Consider the following 20,442-nt stretch of genomic DNA (forward strand, 5'->3'; position numbering starts at 1 on the left):
TTAGGCCTTCCTTTCACTGTGTTCTTCAATCAGTTCCATGAATTGATCAAAAAGCATGTTGCAATCTCCTGGTCCAGGACCTGCTTCAGGGTGATATTGGACAGAGAAAGCTGGTACATTCTTGAAACGAATACCTTCTAAAGAGTTGTCGTTCATATTGATATGAGAGATTTCTACGTGTTCGGGAAGAGTATCCCCATCAATGACATAGCCGTGGTTTTGACTAGTAATGTAGATACGTCCAGTTGACAAGTCTTTTACAGGTTGGTTGCCACCACGATGTCCGAAAGGTAATTTGTAACTCTTTGCACCTGATGCAAGTGCTAGAATCTGGTGACCTAGGCAAATAGCGAAGAGCGGTTTATAGCCAATTAATTGACGCACTGTTTCAATAGCATAAGGAACGGCTGTTGGGTCTCCTGGTCCATTGGAAAGCATAATAGCGTCAGGCTCTAATGCTTTGATTTCCTCAGCTGTTGCTGTAGCAGGAACAACAACTACTTCACAACCTCGCTCATGAAGTGAGGAAAGAATGCTTTGTTTCGCACCGAAATCCATTACAACGACGCGAGGACCATCACCAGCTAAAGTAAATTTTTCTTTGGCCGTTACTTCTTCGACGAGACATTGTTCTGTGAGAGATGGAGAATTGGCGAGCTCCTCTAGCAGAGCCGGTACATTGATTTCCTCTTGACCACTTACCATAATTCCTTTAAGTGCACCATGACTGCGAATTTTTCTCGTTAGCGCTCTTGTGTCTATATCAGCAAGTGCAAAAACACCTTGTTCTTCCAAATAACTGTTTACACATTGACGACTTCTCCAGTTAGAAGGCTCTTGTGCCCATTCTTTGACAATAAAGCCTCTCAATGCTGGTTTGGCTGACTGAAAGTCATCATCGTTGATACCGTAGTTGCCAATTAAGGGATAGGTCATAACAACAATTTGACCACAATAAGAAGGATCGGTAAGAACTTCTTGATATCCCGTCATCGAGGTATTAAAAACTACTTCACCAATTTGCTTTCCCGCCGCGCCAAAGGCATTTCCTTCCCAGACGGAACCATCTTCTAAAACTAAGTAACCTTTCAAGTTCTTGTCCTCCATTCAATCTACGATTTTGCGATCCTTCATGACAATTTGACCATTGACAATAGTGCATATGGGCCAAGAGCGAAGAGTCCAACCTAAGAAAGGTGTGTTTTTCCCTTGTGATTCCCAACCTTCTAGGCTTACGTTTTCTTCCATATTAGGGTCTATCACTGTAATATCAGCAGGAGCTCCTACTGATAAAGTGCCTCCTGGTAAGTTACAACGTTTGGCAGGATGGATAGTTAATGAGGCAACCATTTCAGAAATGGTCATAACTTTTTCTTCTATAAGCTCACGCCAATATAAAGGCCAAGCTGTTTCTAAGCCTGAGATGCCAAAAGGTGCATAAGCATACTCACGTGCTTTTTCTTCAGTCGTATGAGGCGCATGGTCTGTTGCTAAGATGGTAAGTGTTCCATCACGCAAACCCTCTTTTAGTGCTTGGCGATCTTTTTCTGTACGTAAGGGAGGATTAACTTTGGTAGAACTGTTGTAACCTTCAACAGCGCTATCAGTAAGTGCTAAATGATGAGGACAAACTTCGCCAGTCACATTGACACCACGTGCTCGAGCCTGTCTTATTAATTCAACAGCTCCAGCTGTGGAGACATGGGCAATATGAACAGCTGATCCTGTATCTTCAGCTAGTTGAATATCACGCGCTACAATAATATCTTCAGCAACTGCTGGAATACCTTTAAGGCCTAGAATGGTAGACCAATAACCTTCATGCATCACACCATCATGAACTAGGTCGTCATCTTCACAATGGCAGATAATCAAGCGCTGGCACATCTGGGCATATTGTAAAGCTTGACGCATCAAATCACTGCGAGATAAGGTCTTGCCATCATCGGAAAAAGCAATAGCACCACAAGTAGCCATATCAGCCATTTCAGCTAGCTCTTGACCTTTTAGTCCCTTCGTTATTGCTCCGATGGGATAAACTCTTACTATACCTGTTTCTGCCGCTCTTTTGAGCAAAAACTCAACACCACTTTGGCTATCACAGACAGGAGCTGTATTGGCCATAGCAGATACAGCTGTAAAGCCACCTCGAGCGGCCGCTCTCGTTCCAGACGCAATAGTTTCTTTTGCTTCTCCACCAGGTTCACGAAGATGACAGTGTAAGTCAATCAACCCAGGGATCACAAGCATACCTTCACAATCAATGACCTCATCAACTTCCGTAGCTTCCTCCGCTACAGCAAGTCCACTAGCCACAATCTTACCATTATCTATTTTTAAGTCTCTAATCTCATCGATTTCGTTAGCAGGGTCAATTACTCTGCCTTTTTTAATGTACAGAGCCATTGGCAGTGCCTCCTCCCATCATCAGGTACAGTATGGCCATGCGCACAGCCACACCGTTCGTGACTTGTTCTTCAATGGCAGAAAAATCAGCATCAGCCACATCATTGGCAATTTCTACGCCGCGATTCATCGGTCCAGGATGTAACACTAGTACATCAGATTTACAGCGCTTAAGTCGCTCTTTGTTAAGAGCAAAAAGACGAGCATATTCTCGAATCGATGGGAAAAGTCCTTTTTGTTGTCTCTCTAATTGCATCCGCAATACGTTAACAACATCAGCACCTTCTAAAGCTTCTTCTACAGATGTAAAAGCTTCTACACCTAAGGCCTCTATCTCCGGTGGCAATAAGGTGGCCGGTCCACAAACTCGAACCTTAGCACCCATTGTTGTCAATCCCCAAATATTAGACCGAGCTACTCGTGAATGTAGAATATCGCCCAAGATAGTCACAGTAAGGCCCTCAAGAGTACCTTTTCGCTCTCGAATCGTCAGCATGTCCAACAATCCTTGAGTAGGATGTTCATGAAAACCATCACCGGCATTGATAATGCGAGCTTTAACATGTTTACCAAGCAAAGCTGGTGCTCCTGAAGCACCATGTCGTAGAACTATGATATCAGCACCCATCGCATCAATTGTTTTGCCCGTATCAATAAGCGATTCACCCTTAACTACCGAAGAAGTTGAAGTTGAAATATTAATGGTGTCTGCGCTCATGTATTTGCCAGCTAATTCAAAAGATGTACGAGTCCGTGTGGAAGCTTCATAAAAAAGACATACAACTGTTTTACCTCGCAAAGTTGGTACTTTTTTGATATCTCGCTGGATTACGTCTTTCATGGGCAAGGCCGTATCAAGAATATAGCTTATTTCTTGAGCAGTCATACCTCGTAAGCCAAGTAGATCTTTGCGCTGAAAGCTCATCAGACTATGGCCTCCTTTGCTCTTTTGGCACAATTGTTCACAAAAATACCTCCTGGAAAACCGGGAGGTTCTGTTGTTCCATCAGAGGTGTAACTTCTGAATAGAAACACTATCATCTCCATCAATCTCATGGACACAAACGGAAATGATTTCTTTTTTTGCTGTAGGAACATTTTTACCAACAAAATCTGCACGAATAGGAAGTTCACGGTGACCGCGATCAACTAAAACAGCTAATTGAATTGCCTGTGGACGACCCATATCCATTAAAGCGTCTAAGGCCGCTCGAACAGTACGTCCCGTGAAAAGAACATCATCGACTAAAACTACGATTTTTCCATCAATAGAAAAGGGAACTTCTGTTTTGTGAATAATTGGCTGTACATGAGATGTCGATAAGTCATCTCGATAAAGAGTTATATCGAGCGAGCCAAGAGGAATATTTAAGCTTTCGATGTCAGAAATCTTTTCCCGCAAACGTTGTGCCAAGGGGACACCACGACGTCGAATACCAACCAAGACAAGATCTTCTACACCTTGATTTTTTTCGACAATTTCATGTGCAATACGGGTTATAGCTCTTCGAATGCCTTCTGAGTCCATTAACTGGGCTTTATCCGGTAAATTCATGGAATTCACCCTCCCTTTCCTCTTGCAACAAGGTACAGCAACAACATAAACTAAAAAAGCCTGCCTTTGGTCGAGTACCGACAAAGACAGGCTTTCGTTCTTATAGGCAGAACTTACCCTAGAAAATACACCTCTACCATAGAGGTAAGTACCTTTCCTTGGGAAGTACTTGTATCAATCCTATAGTTCACGATGGCCAACCTTGGCGGCCTCACAGGACCGAGTTAAAGGATGGTCTAAACTTATTAGGACTATTGTAATTCTCTTGTCGAATCCTGTCAATCCTTTTGTCTTAGCTTACCCAATAGTTTTTGAAAAACTTCAGGAGGTTCTTGTTCGAAAGACATTAATTTCTTATGACGAGGATGTTGGAATTCTAGTCGCCAAGCATGAAGGGCCTGCCCAGTTAAATTAAAGGCACTTTTGCGAGGTCCGTATTTGGGATCTCCAGCTACAGGGTGATCTATATAAGCCATATGAACACGTATTTGGTGAGTTCTGCCAGTTTCTAAAGTACAATGAATTAGGGAGAAACCACCTTGCACAGGAAATCGTTCTTTGACCGAAAAGTGAGTTACGGCAGGTTTACCTTTAGAATTAACGGCCATTTTTTGACGATCGCGCAGATCTCTTCCGATGGGCGCATCAATTCTTCCCGTCTCACTAGGCACGATACCATGAACGAGAGCTAGATACTCCCTTTTGACTTGGTGTTCCTTTACTTGAGCGGCTAAATCTATATGGGCCACATCGTTTTTGGCTACCACTAAAAGCCCCGATGTGTCTTTGTCTATGCGATGTACAATTCCTGGCCTAATCTCACCATTAATGCCAGACAAGTCTTTAATATGATAAAGCAAAGCATTGACTAGCGTTCCAGTCTGGTTTCCTTCAGCAGGATGCACGACCAGACCAGCCGGTTTATTGATCACAACAAGATCATCATCTTCATAAACTATAGCTAGAGGAATGTCTTCTGGACCAATTTCCACGGGCTGTGGGAAAGGTTTTTTTACTACAATTATATCGCCAGCTTTTACTTTGTAATTCCCTTTTAGTATTTTTTCTGCCCTCATAACCAATTCATCTCGAATCCAGATCTGGCCATGTGATCTCGATGGAGCTATACCTTTTTTGAAAAGCCAGAGATCGAGTCGAGTTCCTGCATCTTCAGGCAATACGGACATTTGAACAACTTCCCCGTCTAGTTCTTCCGGAAGCCAGTCTTGTTTATCTTCTGGCACGGGCACTCCCCCGCTTCTTACTTAAAAATTTTTTCATCTTCCTCAGGCATAGTTACAATACTATAGATGAGCAATATAACGCCCAAGGTAATGGCAATATCAGCAATGTTAAAGACAGGCCATATTCTAAAGTCAATAAAATCAACTACATAGCCTTCTTTAACTCGGTCAATTAAGTTGCCTGTAGCGCCCCCACCTTGAAAAGCTAGTCCCAAGCGAAAAGAAGATTGTTCTGGTGGTATTTTGCGATAAAAATATAAAATAGCTAACAGCACTATCAGTGTAACGACGATAAAAAAACTTTTCTGGTAAGCCATTAAGCCAAAAGCCGCACCAGGATTTAAGATGTATGTGATGTGGAATATGTTGGGGATCAATGGGATAGTATCGTGTAAGTTCATTTGCTGTTGAACAATCCATTTAGTGAGCTGATCGGAAACTATTAAGGCCAACACAACTACCCAAAAAGCCTTATTAGACACCTTTTGGGGAAGCCACTTTTTCAAAGAAAGATACACTCCCTCCTCGGAGAATCGTTTCATTCTAGCATAGAGGCTTAGGGAGATGCAACTAGCGGACAAGATCAATAAAAGGCCAGCTCGTAAGCTGACCTTTTTTATGACAACCTTATCGGCCAGATTCTTGTGTTGCTCCTTGGCTAGCGTCGGCACCAGCAGAACGGGCAAGCTGACTAGATACACCATTGTTCTGAGCCAGTTGTTGCTCCGCTAGTTGAACCATCTTCTTAGTCATGAAGCCACCGATGGCTCCGACTTCACGAGTAGTCATGTTCTCCCAGCCTTGGGTTTGGATCTTGTTAGACAAGCCGATTTCAGAAGCAACTTCATATTTGAAGCGGTCTAGTGCAGATTGGGCTCCTGGGAAAACGGCTTTGTTTCGGTTAGGCATGTGTGTTTTCACCTCCCTCCTTGTCTAGGCATAGAATGCCTCATCTGAGGCCAGATCATATTATGAACCTATTGTTAAAACCTTAAGGCCTTACCGTTATGTCCACACCATGACAGCTTTGGTTGAATTGTCTAAATTGTCGGGCAATAAAGAAAGCCCCCCAGTGGGCGGCTTTTATAAAGATTCTTTCTTTTTTCTACAACCTTTGTGGGCCTATTTCGTCGTCTTGACCGTCCATATCTTGATAGAAGGTACCGTCTTTGTCTTTTTCCACGGGGATCATTTCAATCGCTTCTGATCCACCGATTCGCTCTCCGTGATCAGGATAGATTTTGGGATATTCCGGTGTAAACTCAATATCGCTTGGTGATTCCGAAGTTCCATGTTCGGCAATATCTTGCCAAGTGTCTTCGCCATCGTACATAGTTGGATCTCGTTCATCTTTATCGAGGCCATGCTCTCCAATGGAATAGAGATGATCAGATTGACCACCCCAGGGATATGGTGGTACATCTTCTTCAATCGGCCTAGGGTGTCGATCGGGATGAAAGGTTTCTTCTTCTCGTTGACAGCGAATACACAGGGTAGCCGTAGGCATGGCATCCATTCGCTCAGCAGAAATGTCTTCCCCACAATCTTCACATATGCCATAGATACCTTCAGTAATTCTTTTTTTGGCTTCTACGATTTCGTCTAGTTCACGACTTAAGCGATCACGAGTACCCATATCTTTTTCACGCTCATATAGTTCCGAAGCGATATCTGCAGGATGATTGTCATAGACACTCAATTCCTGAATCGATTCACCGAGCGATTCACCCAGTGCATCTTCTGTTAAATGGTGAAGCATTCGCTCGTTCTCTTTTTCCATCTCTTCAAGCTTTTCCCACTGTGCTTCATGATCAATAGATGGTCGAGAAAGCATGGGTCTTCACTACCCCTCTTAGATTTTTATGGCATTCCCATCTGACTCTGAACCATGCGTACCACTTCTGCAATAAACCCGCCAACCAATGGAAGATTAAGAACAACCAGCTCTCTCAAGACAATCAAAACAATAGCTCCTAAAATGGTAAATCCGACTGCCATTCCCAATCCTCTAGCGATTCCAGCTAAAAAGTTCAAAAACATAAGTCGCCTAGGATTGTTGAGCATCTCTATATACTCAGCTACCTGAAGCTTCTCCATATCTACAGCCATATTATCGAGCTTTTGTGAAACCTTTTCCAATAGTTGCTGGTTTTCTTGTTTTTTATCTTCCTCTTTCATTTTGCCCATCCTCCTGAGACCTTACTATATGTAAAGATCTTCTATTTTTATGATCAAGATCCCTTTTTTTACTTCCATTCTTCTTTTTTTAATAATCTTTTTTCATATTATGTGAAAAACCTTCTAAGCCTCGACCTTACTTTTTACTAGTTACAAGCAAGGCATTCTTTTGAAAAGCAAAAATCCCACTAACAGCTAAAATAGGCTGTTAGCAGGATTCCAGAATTAAAGCAATTAGGGCTAAAAAATACTAAATGGAAAGAAATACTCCTATTATATCTGTGCCTCTATGGTTTTAATTATTCAAGGCCTGTAAAGGAGCTGGTATACGGCCGCCGCGATTAATAAAAGTTTGGGCACTAAAAGGGTGTACTTGCATAACAGGAGCATGGCCTAAAAGACCGCCAAATTCTACATGGTCTCCTACTTTTTTACCTGGTACTGGAATGATTCGAACAGCTGTTGTTTTACGGTTAATCATGCCAATAGCAGACTCATCGGCAATAATAGCACTTATAGTTTCTGCTGATGTATCGCCAGGTACAGCTATCATATCGAGACCGACAGAGCAAACACAAGTCATAGCTTCTAGCTTATCGATTGTTAAAGCTCCTACTTCAACAGCGGCAATCATACCTGCGTCTTCACTTACAGGAATAAAAGCACCAGAAAGACCGCCTACATAGGACGAGGCCATAGCTCCTCCTTTTTTGACGGCATCATTTAAGAGAGCAAGGGCCGCTGTAGTGCCGTGAGTGCCACATCGCTCTAGCCCCATTGCCTCAAGAATATCTGCTACACTATCACCAATAGCTGGTGTAGGTGCTAAGGAAAGGTCCACAATGCCAAAAGGAACGCCTAGCTTGGCAGAAGCCGCTCGTCCTACTAACTCACCCATGCGAGTTATTTTGAAAGCCGTATGTTTAATTGTTGAAGCAAGAGCACCAAAATCTGCTTCTGGATTTTTGCGAACTGCATTGAGGACTACACCTGGACCACTAACACCTACATTGATAACAGATTCAGGCTCTCCCACACCATGAAAAGCACCAGCCATAAAGGGATTATCTTCAGGAACATTACAAAAAACAACAAGCTTAGCACAACCAAGGCCACCTTGATGAGCTGTAGCTTCTGCAGTCGCTTTAATTATTCGACCCATTTGAGCTACAGCATCCATATTAATGCCTGCTTTTGTGGTGGCTACATTAACAGAAGCACATACTCGTTCTGTTGTACTTAAGGCTTCTGGTAGAGACTCTATTAAGGCCGAATCACCTTTTGTTTTACCTTTATGAACAAGAGCTGAGTAACCACCAATAAAGTTTACACCTACTTCAATAGCCGCTCTATCTAGAGCTTTGGCGATTACTGGATAATTCTGATCAGAAGAGCTTTCTGCTACTAGTGCAATAGGGGTAACAGAAATTCTTTTGTTAATAATGGGAATACCGAATTCCCGTTCAATTTGTTCCCCTGCTTTTACAAGATTTTCTGCTTTTTTCGTGATCTTATCGTAAATTGCCCTAGCAGTAGATTCTGTATCAGTACGAGAACAATCTCTTAAAGAGATCCCCATTGTAATTGTACGAATATCAAGGTTTTCCATTTGAACCATTCGGATCGTTTCTAAGATTTCATCATTCGATATGGTCATTGGCATAGCTTTTATGGCCTCCTGTACAAATTAGATGCGGTGCATAAACTTAAAAACATCTTCATGCTGGGCCATGATCTGTACGCCCAAGCTTTTGCCTTTTTCCTCTAATGTAATCTTCAATTCATCAAAAGGTAGCTTAGCACCTTCCATGTCCACAACCATGATCATAGCAAAAAATTCTTCTTGCATAATCGTCTGGCTAATATCCAAAATATTGGCACCAGCATCAGCCAAAATCGTAGCAACGCCAGCAATGATACCGACTCTATCTTGTCCAATCACTGTTACCATAACGCGATTCTCTTTCTTTGTCGTCATAAAACTTCCACTCCTCAAAAAAAAGGCACAAAAAGCCTGTAAGATTACCTTTTACCAGAAGGTATTGCTTACTTTAATTCGTGCCTGTTTGTACAACTCCTGCCCTAATATCAAATTTTGTCGAAAAGCAGTTCTTGGGCAAATTACACTTTTGCTAGAGGGCGATCTGCTCGAGCCACTTCTTTGGTAAACAATAGTGTGGCCAATTCACCGTTTTTTACCGCACCAGCATTAGCTTCATCAGTATCAATATGAAGCTCGGAAGCAAAAGAAGGATCGACACGAATTAAGACTTGGTCTAGCCGTAGAGCGCGGCTTCCGCTAATTTGTACAGAAATTCGGTCGCCATCACTCAGCTTGAATAACTCCGCTTCTTTAGGCCGCAAGTGAATATGACGAGCTGCTACAATGACGCCTTCTTTTAAGGTTAACTGCCCTTTAGGACCTACCAATGTCAAACCAGGTGTTCCCTCTATATCTCCAGAATCTCGAATCACAGGAGCTATGCCTAGTTTATAACAATCGGTCAGAGAGACTTCTATTTGTGTCTTTTTCCGGAGAGGCATCAAGAGCCGAACATTTTCTATTGTTCCTTTGGGTCCAAGGAGAGCGACAACCTCTTCAGAAGCATATTGCCCTGGTTGGGAAAGGTGTTTTAACATTTTGGGCTCATGACCTTTTCCAAAGAGAATTTCCATGTCTTGCTTTGCCATATGGATATGTCTGTTGGACACGCCAATGGCAATTTTTATTTCTGTAGCCGACATTTCTCGAGCCTCCTCTCTCTGCGACCTATATGTAGAGTTACCGTAGAAGAAGGAACTATAAGCGAAAAGTAAAGCCACCGAATCCATTCGGTGGCTTATAAAACCTATATCTTACGCTTCTTCATCCATTTCCCCCATTACTTGAGCACAACGAGGGCACAACTGACTATGGACTTCATCTTTACCTACACCTGTGCTATAGATCCAGCAACGTTCACATTTATAACCTTCTGCCTTTGAAACGAGTACAGCTAAGCCTGGTAGATCTTTATCGCAGAAAGCATTTTCTGGCACTTTATTGTCTTGGTCCGCAATAGTAACAGTCGATACAATAAAGAAAGAGGCTAAATCTTCTTTTTCTAGTAAAGGCTTCAATTGATCATCCACGTGTAGTTTTACATGGCTTTCTAAAGAATGACCAATCACTTTACTTTGTCGGGCAAGCTCAAGAGCTTTAGAGACGCGAGTACGTACTTCTAACAATTTTTCCATTTTTTGCTCCAAAGCGGCATCATTGTAGCTATCGTCGTATTCTGGCCAAGGCATTGTTTGAACTGTCTTAGATTCTGCAAGTGCGCCGGGAATATGACGCCAGATTTCTTCGGCTGTGAAAGTAATGAAAGGCGCTAATAGCCTAACTAAGCTATGGGCACTTTTGTATAAAACAGTTTGTGCTGAACGTCTTTCCAAAGAATTAGCTGGTGAAGCATAAAGCCGATCTTTAATAATATCAAGATAAAGAGCGCTCATCTCTACAGCGCAGAAATTGTGAACAGCGTGATAGACTACGTGAAACTCATAATTCTCGCAAGCTTTGGTTACACGCTTATTTAACTTGTTTAAGTTCATCAAAGCCCAGCGATCAAGCTCCAATAAGTCTTGGTCAGCAACTTGATCTTTTGCAGGGTCAAAATCGTATAGGTTTCCTAAGAAATAGCGGAATGTATTTCTGATCTTCCGATAACTATCGGCAATCTGACGAAGAATATTGGGCGAAACAGCTACGTCAGAGCGATAATCTGCCGATGTAACCCAGAGGCGTAAGATATCAGCACCCATATCTTTAATTACATCAAGAGGATCAACACCATTACCTAGGGATTTGGACATCTTTCGTCCCTGCTCATCAACAAGGAAACCATGAGTTAAGACGGCTCGATAAGGTGCTGTTCCTTTAGTAGCTACAGCTGTAGAAAGAGAAGAATTAAACCAACCACGATGCTGATCAGAACCTTCTAAATAAAGATCAGCAGGCCAGCTAAGCTCTTCACGGGCATCCAAGACAGCCGCGTGGGAAGAGCCAGAATCGAACCACACATCCATAATGTCTGTCTCTTTACGGAATTTACTGTGCTTGCATTTTGTACATGCTAAGCCTGGTGGCACTAGTTCGTCAGCACTTTTGGCAAACCAGATATCTGAGCCATGATCTCTAAAGAGCTGTTTAATGTGCTCAATTGTCTCATCGGTAATGATTGCTTCTCCACAATCATTACAATAGAAAATTGGAATCGGCACTCCCCAGATGCGCTGTCTAGAAATACACCAGTCGCCACGATCAGCCACCATGTTATGAATCCGATCTCGTCCCCAGCCTGGAATCCATCTTACTTTTTCTATGGCCGCTAATGCTTCTTGACGAAACCCATCGATAGAGGCAAACCATTGTTCCGTCGCTCGGAATAAAATGGGATCTTTACAGCGCCAACAATGTGGATATTGATGTCTTACTTTGGAAGATTGCACTAGTCGATTTCTTTTAGCTAGTTCTTCGATAACGACACCGTTAGCTTCTGTAGTTTTGAGACCAGCAACAAGACCACCTTCAGCTGTAAAACGTCCCTGATTATCTAAAGGAGAGATAACAGGCAAGTCATAATTTTGGGCTACAATAAAGTCATCTTCACCATGTCCTGGAGCTGTATGAACACAACCAGTACCTTGCTCCAGCGTTACATGCTCTCCCACAATAACTAAAGACTGTCGATCCATAAAAGGATGATTACAACGTACGAATTCTAGTTCAGATCCTGTAAATTCTTGTTCAATCTTGCCTACACCAAGACCTGTTATCTCACCAAAAGAAGTAAGCAACTCTTTGGCCAAGATCAATTTTTCATCGCCATAGGCAACAAGAAGGTATTTGAATTCTGGGTGAAGAGCAATAGCGACGTTAGCAGGTAAGGTCCAAGGTGTAGTAGTCCAGATAACAATGGACACTTTTTCTGTGTCAAATAAGCCTTTACTATCTAGTACAGGAAACTTGACATATATAGAGTTAGATTCTTTGTCACCATACTCAACTTCCGCTTCTGCTAAGGCTGTTTCACAAGATGCACACCAATATACAGGTTTCATCCCTTTGTAAATATATCCTTTTTTGGCCATTTCACCAAAAATACCAATCTGCTCTGCTTCAAAATCTTTTTGCAAAGTCAGGTAAGGGTTTTCCCAATCACCACGCACACCTAAGCGCTTAAACTGTTCTCTTTGAATATTTACGTATTTTAAGGCATACTCCTGACAGCGTTGACGAAATTCTAAAGGAGATACAGCATGTCTATTTAGGCCTAGTGCTTTAATAGCTCTTTGCTCAATAGGCAAACCGTGTGTGTCCCATCCTGGTACATAAGGGGCATCATAACCAGCCATAGATCGATATTTTACAATAAAATCTTTCAAAACTTTGTTCAAAGTATGACCTAAGTGAATATCACCATTAGCGTAGGGCGGACCATCATGTAGAATAAATTTCTTTTTTCCTTGATTTGCTTTAGCTACTTCTTGGTATAAGTTGATTTCTTCCCAGTACTGTAACATATCTGGTTCTCTTTTGGGGAGGTTTCCTCGCATAGGAAATTCCGTTTTAGGTAGATTTAATGTTTTTCCATAGTCTAGTGTCTCTTTTTCTGTCAATGTATTCACCTCTCCGTATAATAAAAAAACCCCTTACTTACGCAAGGGGCGAGTTAGCTCGCGGTACCACCCTAGTTTACTGTTACAACTGAGGCACTAATTCATGTACCTTATCACATCGATCACAGTCTCATTAACGCGGGTAACGGCCGCTTCCGTTGTCAGTTACTATTGCTTCACTGACACAGCTCCCGGGTGATATAGTATGGTCATCTAGCCCTGGCTTCCACCTAACCCAGGTTCGCTGTCAAGACAATAACATACTACCTGTCCCATTCTTTGCCTTTTTTCCGATTCTAATATAAACTTTGTTAACTCTATCAGTATACAGCTTTTTTGTTATCAGATCCACTAAGCTCTGGAGAACCTTCAAAGGCAGAAGCTGTCTCAGCATAAGCGATACCTTCCACTTCTTGAAAATTACCAGGAAGTCCTTCATATTCTTCCACGTCTCTTGCTTCATAATCAACGTAATTTTGTTCGTATTTATCTAATTCTTTCTCTTCTTCACCTTTGATAGCTTCTAATTGAGATAGCAGCATAGCTCTAAATTGAACACGGAACTGTCGAGATTGATTTTTTAGGCGTTCAAAATCTTGCTCTAATTCTCTTTGTTTGCTCTTCGCATTAGAGATGATAATCTCAGACTGATGACGTGCTTCTTTGAGCAATAATTCCGATTCTCGTTCAGCTGTAATTCGTACTTCATCGGCAGTTTTTTGGGCTAGTAAGAGAGTATTGTTCAGTGTATCTTCTAGCTGACGATAGCGATGCAAGTTCTCTTCTCCGCGGGCTATTTGCTCTTTAAGAATCATGTTCTCTTTGTAAAGAGCTTCATAATCTTGTGCTATTCGCTCTAAGAAAGTATCAATTTCTTCAGGTTTATAGCCCCAGGCGGATTTTTTGAATTCTTTCTGATGGATTTCTAAAGGTGTTAACATAGCTACAGAACCTCCTCGCTAAAGCTCAACAGGTTGCCAGATCTTTAATGAAATACGACCTTTTTTGGTAGTTCCTGTAATTTCTTGCACTCTGGCTCGACCATAACCTCGTAAAGATAGCAGGTCTTGATCTTCAATGACAAAGTCTATTCTACTAGTTTCACGACCGTTAACGCGCAGCAAACCTTTTTGAACTAATTCAGCGGCTTTAGAGCGAGAAAGAGACCAAACTGCCGCTATAATAGCATCAGTTCTCAGAGAAGAAACGGTTATAGAGCGTATTTTTCCTTCTTCTAGAAAAGGAGGGATTTCTCCTACTGAAATAGCTGAAACTTCGATTCCATACTTATTTACCTCTCGCCAATGAGACTCAATGTAGGGTGCCAGTGTAGCATCTACAACGACAGCGCAACCTTTTTCAGTTATTTTTAGGTCGCCTATTTTTTCTCGGCCAATCCCTATACCGAGCAGTGACCCCAAATAATCTCGATGCTTTACTTTGCCATGACCTTTGGCAAGCTCTCCCTTCAGCCATTGCAAGTTATTATCTGCTTTATCGTATTCATAAGGATATAAGATAAATCGTTTGCGCTCTGCTTCTTCATAACCTCCATCGAGGTAAAAATAAAGAGCTGAATAGCCTTGCAAGAGCTGGGAAGCCTTCTCGAATAAAAAAGGCTCTAGAAAGTTACTGTATTGAACCTTACCGCTTCGTTGGCAAAGCTCCGCTTGATCAATAAGTCTGCCCAGGGGCTCACGCATATCTTCAGCAACGTGTTCTAGAAACTTTCCTCTGCCTTTAGTCATTTCTATAAGAAAAGAGACCAAACAATCTGTTCAGCTATACTTAAAAGAATAAAAGCTACAATTGGCGTAAAATCAATAGGCAATGACTTGGGAATCGGTATAACTTTGCGTAGTGGTGCAAGGATAGGTTCTGTAACTTCATAAATAAACTTAAATACTGCATTATTTGGGTTATGAGGAAAATAGGAAACAATAACACGAACTAATATAAGGATTTTCATCACCCAGAAAGCCGTAGAGATAATCTGGCCTAGAACCAAAACTCAACCCCCGTTCTTCAAAGAACCCGGCGATATCGCCGGGTTCTTGCTTTTTTAGGATTCACCTAGCTGACGAGCACGTTTGGCTGCTACGTGTAGTGCCTCAAATAAGGCAGAGCGCATTCCCTTTTGCTCTAAGGCTTCGATAGCAGCAATTGTAGTTCCACCGGGCGATGTAACTTTATCTCGTTCTACAGCAGGATGGTTTCCTGAATGCAGTACCATTTCTGCAGAACCAATTACTGTTTGTAGAGCCAAATTGCGAGCTAAATCGCGAGGCAATCCTTCACGTACTGCTCCATCAATCAGTGCTTCAATGAATAAGTATACATAAGCCGGCCCACTGCCACTTAGCGCTGTCACAGCATCCATATAAGACTCTGGGACAAGCTCAGCCGTACCTACCGCCTTCATTAAGATCAAAGCGGCTTCTAACTCTTCATCCTTAACAGCAGTGCCCCGTGATAAGGCAGAAGCGCCTTTGCCAATAAGAGCAGGTGTATTAGGCATTACACGAACGACAGCAACACCTTCTGGTAAGAGAGCTTCCAGCTTTTGTAGGGATATTCCTGCCGCAACGGAAATTATGAGATGGTCTTTATGAATTACATTCTCTAAGGAAGCAAGCACCTTCGGCAATACTTGTGGTTTTACAGCCAACAGTAGTATCTGACATTCTCTACATAATGCTTCGTTATCTTTATATATATTTACAGAAAGTTCATTTTTTAAGTACTCTAATCGTTCCTGAGATAGATCAGAAACAGCTAAACGTTCAGGCGGTAAGATTTTGCATAAGCCCCTTAAAAGTGCCTCTGCCATTGCACCGCCACCGATAAAGCCAACTTTTCTCTCAGAAAGATACTGTTGACCCAAACTATTCACTCCTAGCCTTTACTAGCCCAGGCCATGGGGCGTATTATTGTATTCTCAGAAACAAAGTCTCCTGATATATCTACATGACTGGGCGCAAACACAAAAATATTCGCACCTACTTTTTGCATAGAACCGTTGAGCGCATAAGTTGTACCACTAATAAAGTCAATCATACGCTGAGCCATCTCGCGATCAGTGTTTTCTAGGTTTAGAATAACTTGCCTTCTGTTCTTCAGATGATCAGCAATGCTTTGTGCTTCATCAAAGCTTTTGGGATCTACGACCACAACTTTATGATCCTTCTTCTGCCTCTCCGATGCCAAGCTTACAACAGGAGCGCTCAAATTCCGGTCGTTACGTTCTGCTGTAGGTCGTTTCATAGAAAAAATATTTTTCTCTGTCTCTTCGTCTTTAGTGCTTTTAGTATTGGTAGTTCTTTCTTCGACCTCTTCATACTCATCACCTAAGCCCATGATATTGTAAAACTTATCCATGAACTTCGCCACTTAAAAGCTCCTCCTTTCAATTACCACCAAAAATAGCTGTTCCTACACGAACAAGAGTAGCGCCTTCTTCCACAGCCACTTCTAAATCATTAGACATACCCATAGATAGCTCCCGCATAGCTACGCCTTCTAACTTAAGCTCAGCTAACTCTAGCGATAGTTCGCGTAGCTTACGAAAGACCCAGCGAACTTCTTCTGGATTCTCTGTATATGGCGCCATGGTCATGAGACCTTGAACAGTCAGGCCCTCTAGCTCAGTTAGTTGCTTCAAAAAAGCAGGGACTTCGTCTATCTGTAAGCCTTCCTTGCTTTCCTCTTGCGCAACGTTCACTTCTACAAGACAAGAAATAGGTCTGCCGAGATAGCGGGCATATTTTTGGATTTCTTTTGCTAATGAAAGGCGATCGAGTGAATGTATTAATTCTACTTTGTCATAGATGTACTTAACTTTGTTAGATTGTAATGTACCAATCATATGCCATCGCACAGGGGGGTTTTGCAGTTGATCAATCTTCTTCATAAATTCTTGAACACGATTTTCGCCTAATGTAGTAACACCAGAGGCAACAGCCGCTTCTATATCAGCAATAGCCACATTCTTAGTCACTGCAACGAGGGTAATATCATCAATATTACGTCCTGCTTTATCCGCAGATGCCTTGATTTTTTGGCGAACACGATTGAGATTCTGTTCTACATGACCCATCTATGCTCAATCCCTCCAACCTGCTTCGTATTTCGCCACCAAAAAGGGAAATCCTGCTACATCTAGATAAAATTCTATCCCTTTATTAAGATTTTTATTTTATTTCTTGCCCTTCTACTACAAATTGAGGATTTAGGACAACTAAATCGCCCTCTCTAATACCTTCCACAACGACTTGGTCACCTACGATAGCTAAAACCTCAACAGGCCTCCACTGGGCCTTCTTTCTTATGCTTAGCAAGAGACCATCTTGCCCTTCTTTTTGAACAATAGCTTTTTCCGGCAAGATAAAACCGCGATATGTTCTGTCAACAACCAGAAGTGTCATTTGTCGTTCCTTGATAACTTCTGTTGGAGGATTAGAAATTTGCAAAACTACCCAGGCATCTTCTCCTCCCCGAACATTAATGACACGTGCCGACATAGTTGGTCCCTCAGGACTTAAGGCTAAAGTTAACCGCGCCCCAGGTACTAGAGCCCTTCCTAAGTCTTGTATGTTATAGTGAGCTAAGAAGTGAGCCTTATCAAGATTATTGATAACTTTGAACAGAGCTTGTCCTTGATAGACTAATTGTTCTACCTCGATAATCTCCTTACGTACTGTAAGATTTGACAATTGCTCTACATCGATTTCTTCTAAAACTCTAGGTGTCATAATATCTTCTAAACCATCCGTGTTATAAACAACCAATCCGGAGCGAGGCGCCATAAAATCTTGCACCGTTCCCATCACTTCTCCTGATGGGTTAACCGTTTTTACACGAGCTACAGGTGCTCCTAATCTTACACGTTCACCATCGCCAATAAGAGATTCAAGTCGACCTGTAATTGGTGTATAGACAATAGTTTCGTCACGAATGATCCAACCAGGCAAATGACGAGTATCAGCTATTTGTCCCATGCTGGCCGGTTCTGTTTCAACAACAGCTTTTACGATCAAAGATGTAACTTTTCCTTTTAGAAACCAGAAAAACAATGCAATTGTAATGATAAGTAGTACTAATATAGCTACTTTAAGCAGAGCCGATCTTCTACGACGGCTCATAGCTTCTTTGCCAAGTGGAACCATTGTAAGCCGGGACATCTTTATGACCCCTCCTATTATTGTCTTCCCAGCAGTTCCCTTGTAATGTTAAAGCCCGAATCGACAATTGTCAATCCGAGCTTACTGGCAACTAAGCTTTTACTATAATCTAAAGTTAATTTGGAATTTATTCTTTCACGCTATCGTTAGTAAGTTTCTTGACTTCTAAGAGACGAAAGATCAAGCTCAAAATAATAGCAACTACAGTAGCTAAAGCCATTCCTTTTAGGGTAAAAGCTCCCCAAGACAACTGTGCCCCACTGACTCCAATAACTAGAACAACAGAAGTAAGAATAAGGTTGCTTGCTTTAGAGTAATCGACCTTCGTTTCCACGAGCATGCGCACACCAGAAGCGGCGATAACGCCAAAAAGCAGGAGTGAAACACCACCCATAACAGGCGTAGGAATCGTTTGTATAGCTACGGCTAGTTTACCGACAAAAGATAGTATAATAGCAATTATAGCGGCGCCACCAAGCACCCAAACAGAGTATACTCTTGTAATTGCCATTACACCGATATTCTCGCCATAAGTCGTATTAGGTGTAGAACCAAAAAATCCTGATAAGGTCGTTGATAAGCCATTACCGAGTAAAGATCGATGCAGTCCAGGATCTTTGGACAAGTCTTTCCCCACAATATTACTGGTTACAACAAGGTGACCTATATGCTCTGCAATAACCACAAGAGCGGCAGGAGCAATAATAGCAATTGCTTCCCATTCAAAAGTAGGCCTATATATAGTAGGCATGGCAAGCCATGGGGCTTCCTGAATAGCTGTTAAATCAACCATCCCCCAGAATAAAGCAAGAAAATATCCAGCCATAACGCCGACTAGAATAGGAATTATCGCTAGGAAACCTCTAAATACCAAAGAGCCTAAGACAGTTACGGCAAGAGTAAATAATGAAACTATTACTACTTGTGGCTCTATAACTTCTGCCGTCAGTCCAGCCATTCCAGCGGCAACAGGTGCTAATTCAAGACCAATGACAGTAACAATAGCTCCCATTGCGGCCGGTGGGAAGACAATTTCCAGCCACCTAGTACCGGCAACTTTTATGATTAAAGCAACAAGGGTAAAGATCAGACCAACAACAATAAAGCCACCTAGAGCGGCTTCATAACCATATTGTGGTAAGACAAGTACAACTGGTGAGATAAAAGCAAAACTTGAGCCAAGATAAGCAGGAATCTTGCCTTTACATAAAATGAGATAAAGAAGCGTACCAATACCATTAAATAACAAAATAGTTGCAGGATTGACATTAAAGTAAATCGGCACAAGGACCGTAGCACCGAACATAGCAAAAAGGTGTTGAAAACTAAGTGGAATTGATTTCAGTATGGGTGGCCTTTCATCAACTTGTATTTCTCGTCTCATAAAAGTTTTCTACTCCTTAGCAATAAGTAGCCTTTCTAGCTTTAACTATGTACAAATTAATAAGCTATCATACTAGAGCGCAGAGAGTATTAGGAGAAAACTTTTCCCTAAAAAAAAGCTCCACAACATTTCGTTGTGAAGCATTAAGAGTTTTGATTTTATTCATTTAAGTAGGCACGCTCACCTGTAACAAGATAGACTACAGATTCAGCAATATTGGTGGCATGATCGCCAAAGCGCTCTAAGTGACGTGCAATAAACAAGAGGTGTGTGGCCTGTGCAATAGTTTTGGGATCTTCTAACATTATTGCCAAGAGCTCACGAAAAACTTGTTTGTATAAAGCATCTACTTTGTGATCCATTTCACTCATTTTTATGGCCATATCTTTGTCATCTTTGATGTAGGAGTCAAGGCCACCTTTTACCATCTGCTGACAGATCTCTGACATAAGCGGTATATCGATAAGAGGCTTAATATATAGTTGCCCGGCTATGCGACGACAGGACTTAGCTATATCGACAGCGTTGTCAGCCATTCGCTCAAGCTCGACAGAAATTCTCCAAGCGGCGCTAATTTTACGTAAGTCCTTAGCCATAGGCTGTTGCATAGCGATCAGTTTCATACAACTATCTTCTATTTCAAGCTGTAATCTATCTAACTCATCATCGCCATCAATGACAGCATCTGCAAGTGCAATATCTTGATTAACTAGCGCTTCAGTGCTTTTGTGAATCGCTTCTTCTACCAATGTTCCCATGTGTAGCAACTTGGCTTGTAGATCTCTTAAAGATTGGTCAAACTCTGTTCTAATTGCCATATGCTCCACCCTTTCT

At 41.9% G+C, this 20,442-nt stretch carries 22 protein-coding genes and 1 other annotated feature; all 22 genes read right to left on the reverse strand.

Annotation, left to right across the window (positions count from 1 at the left end; genetic code table 11):
- On the reverse strand, window positions 1-1,092 hold the full coding sequence (gene carA, locus F9B85_RS02050; protein WP_151617977.1) for a glutamine-hydrolyzing carbamoyl-phosphate synthase small subunit: 1,092 nt from the start codon (window positions 1,090-1,092) through the stop codon (window positions 1-3).
- Window positions 1,093-1,107: 15 nt separating this feature from the next.
- Window positions 1,108-2,406 carry a dihydroorotase gene (locus F9B85_RS02055; protein WP_151617979.1) on the reverse strand — a complete coding sequence of 433 codons (1,299 nt, stop codon included), beginning with the start codon at window positions 2,404-2,406 and terminating at the stop codon, window positions 1,108-1,110.
- Window positions 2,390-3,331, reverse strand: a complete 942-nt coding sequence (locus F9B85_RS02060; RefSeq protein ID WP_151617981.1) for an aspartate carbamoyltransferase catalytic subunit — start codon at window positions 3,329-3,331, stop codon at window positions 2,390-2,392. Before F9B85_RS02060 ends, F9B85_RS02055 begins: the two co-directional genes overlap by 17 nt.
- Before the next feature lie 81 nt (window positions 3,332-3,412).
- Complete coding sequence (gene pyrR / locus F9B85_RS02065; protein ID WP_151617983.1) at window positions 3,413-3,961, reverse strand: bifunctional pyr operon transcriptional regulator/uracil phosphoribosyltransferase PyrR; 549 nt, start codon at window positions 3,959-3,961, stop codon at window positions 3,413-3,415.
- Window positions 3,962-4,239: 278 nt separating this feature from the next.
- Window positions 4,240-5,148: an RluA family pseudouridine synthase gene (locus F9B85_RS02070; protein WP_151618386.1), complete on the reverse strand. Its 909-nt coding sequence runs from the start codon at window positions 5,146-5,148 to the stop codon at window positions 4,240-4,242.
- A gap of 74 nt (window positions 5,149-5,222) precedes the next feature.
- Entirely contained in the window at window positions 5,223-5,711 is a 489-nt protein-coding gene (lspA, locus tag F9B85_RS02075; protein WP_243138032.1) for a signal peptidase II, read from the reverse strand.
- Between the two features lie 121 nt (window positions 5,712-5,832).
- Entirely contained in the window at window positions 5,833-6,114 is a 282-nt protein-coding gene (locus tag F9B85_RS02080; protein WP_151617985.1) for an alpha/beta-type small acid-soluble spore protein, read from the reverse strand.
- A gap of 196 nt (window positions 6,115-6,310) precedes the next feature.
- Window positions 6,311-7,039: a TraR/DksA C4-type zinc finger protein gene (locus tag F9B85_RS02085; RefSeq protein ID WP_151617987.1), complete on the reverse strand. Its 729-nt coding sequence runs from the start codon at window positions 7,037-7,039 to the stop codon at window positions 6,311-6,313.
- A 26-nt stretch (window positions 7,040-7,065) separates the two neighbouring features.
- Window positions 7,066-7,383 (reverse strand): DUF5665 domain-containing protein, encoded by a 318-nt coding sequence (locus F9B85_RS02090; protein ID WP_151617989.1) that lies wholly within the window; start codon window positions 7,381-7,383, stop codon window positions 7,066-7,068.
- Window positions 7,384-7,678: 295 nt separating this feature from the next.
- Window positions 7,679-9,046, reverse strand: coding sequence for a PFL family protein (locus tag F9B85_RS02095; RefSeq protein WP_151617991.1), 1,368 nt, complete (start codon window positions 9,044-9,046; stop codon window positions 7,679-7,681).
- Between the two features lie 24 nt (window positions 9,047-9,070).
- Window positions 9,071-9,361 (reverse strand): ACT domain-containing protein, encoded by a 291-nt coding sequence (locus F9B85_RS02100; protein ID WP_151617993.1) that lies wholly within the window; start codon window positions 9,359-9,361, stop codon window positions 9,071-9,073.
- 143 nt (window positions 9,362-9,504) lie between these two features.
- Window positions 9,505-10,128, reverse strand: a complete 624-nt coding sequence (locus F9B85_RS02105; protein ID WP_151617996.1) for a phosphate propanoyltransferase — start codon at window positions 10,126-10,128, stop codon at window positions 9,505-9,507.
- A gap of 111 nt (window positions 10,129-10,239) precedes the next feature.
- A complete protein-coding gene (ileS, locus tag F9B85_RS02110) occupies window positions 10,240-12,981 on the reverse strand; it encodes an isoleucine--tRNA ligase (RefSeq protein ID WP_243138047.1) in 2,742 nt (913 codons plus the stop codon).
- 104 nt (window positions 12,982-13,085) lie between these two features.
- Window positions 13,086-13,333 (reverse strand) — a binding site (T-box leader).
- 31 nt (window positions 13,334-13,364) lie between these two features.
- Entirely contained in the window at window positions 13,365-13,985 is a 621-nt protein-coding gene (locus F9B85_RS02115; RefSeq protein ID WP_151618000.1) for a DivIVA domain-containing protein, read from the reverse strand.
- Window positions 13,986-14,003: 18 nt separating this feature from the next.
- Window positions 14,004-14,813 carry a YlmH family RNA-binding protein gene (locus tag F9B85_RS02120; RefSeq protein WP_207707014.1) on the reverse strand — a complete coding sequence of 270 codons (810 nt, stop codon included), beginning with the start codon at window positions 14,811-14,813 and terminating at the stop codon, window positions 14,004-14,006.
- Window positions 14,795-15,052 carry a YggT family protein gene (locus F9B85_RS02125; protein WP_243138033.1) on the reverse strand — a complete coding sequence of 86 codons (258 nt, stop codon included), beginning with the start codon at window positions 15,050-15,052 and terminating at the stop codon, window positions 14,795-14,797. The genes F9B85_RS02120 and F9B85_RS02125 overlap by 19 nt, the downstream gene beginning before the upstream one ends.
- Before the next feature lie 54 nt (window positions 15,053-15,106).
- Window positions 15,107-15,928, reverse strand: a complete 822-nt coding sequence (gene proC / locus F9B85_RS02130; RefSeq protein WP_243138034.1) for a pyrroline-5-carboxylate reductase — start codon at window positions 15,926-15,928, stop codon at window positions 15,107-15,109.
- A gap of 11 nt (window positions 15,929-15,939) precedes the next feature.
- Window positions 15,940-16,434, reverse strand: a complete 495-nt coding sequence (locus tag F9B85_RS02135) for a cell division protein SepF (RefSeq protein WP_151618004.1) — start codon at window positions 16,432-16,434, stop codon at window positions 15,940-15,942.
- A gap of 16 nt (window positions 16,435-16,450) precedes the next feature.
- Window positions 16,451-17,140: a YggS family pyridoxal phosphate-dependent enzyme gene (locus tag F9B85_RS02140; protein ID WP_151618006.1), complete on the reverse strand. Its 690-nt coding sequence runs from the start codon at window positions 17,138-17,140 to the stop codon at window positions 16,451-16,453.
- A 94-nt stretch (window positions 17,141-17,234) separates the two neighbouring features.
- Complete coding sequence (locus tag F9B85_RS02145) at window positions 17,235-18,224, reverse strand: biotin/lipoyl attachment domain-containing protein (protein ID WP_151618008.1); 990 nt, start codon at window positions 18,222-18,224, stop codon at window positions 17,235-17,237.
- Window positions 18,225-18,351: 127 nt separating this feature from the next.
- Window positions 18,352-19,608 carry a uracil permease gene (gene uraA / locus F9B85_RS02150; protein WP_151618010.1) on the reverse strand — a complete coding sequence of 419 codons (1,257 nt, stop codon included), beginning with the start codon at window positions 19,606-19,608 and terminating at the stop codon, window positions 18,352-18,354.
- A gap of 158 nt (window positions 19,609-19,766) precedes the next feature.
- Window positions 19,767-20,426, reverse strand: coding sequence for a phosphate signaling complex protein PhoU (gene phoU, locus F9B85_RS02155; protein WP_151618012.1), 660 nt, complete (start codon window positions 20,424-20,426; stop codon window positions 19,767-19,769).
- Window positions 20,427-20,442 lie beyond the last annotated feature (16 nt).

The organism is Heliorestis acidaminivorans, assembly GCF_008933955.1.
GTDB lineage: Bacteria > Bacillota > Desulfitobacteriia > Heliobacteriales > Heliobacteriaceae > Heliorestis > Heliorestis acidaminivorans.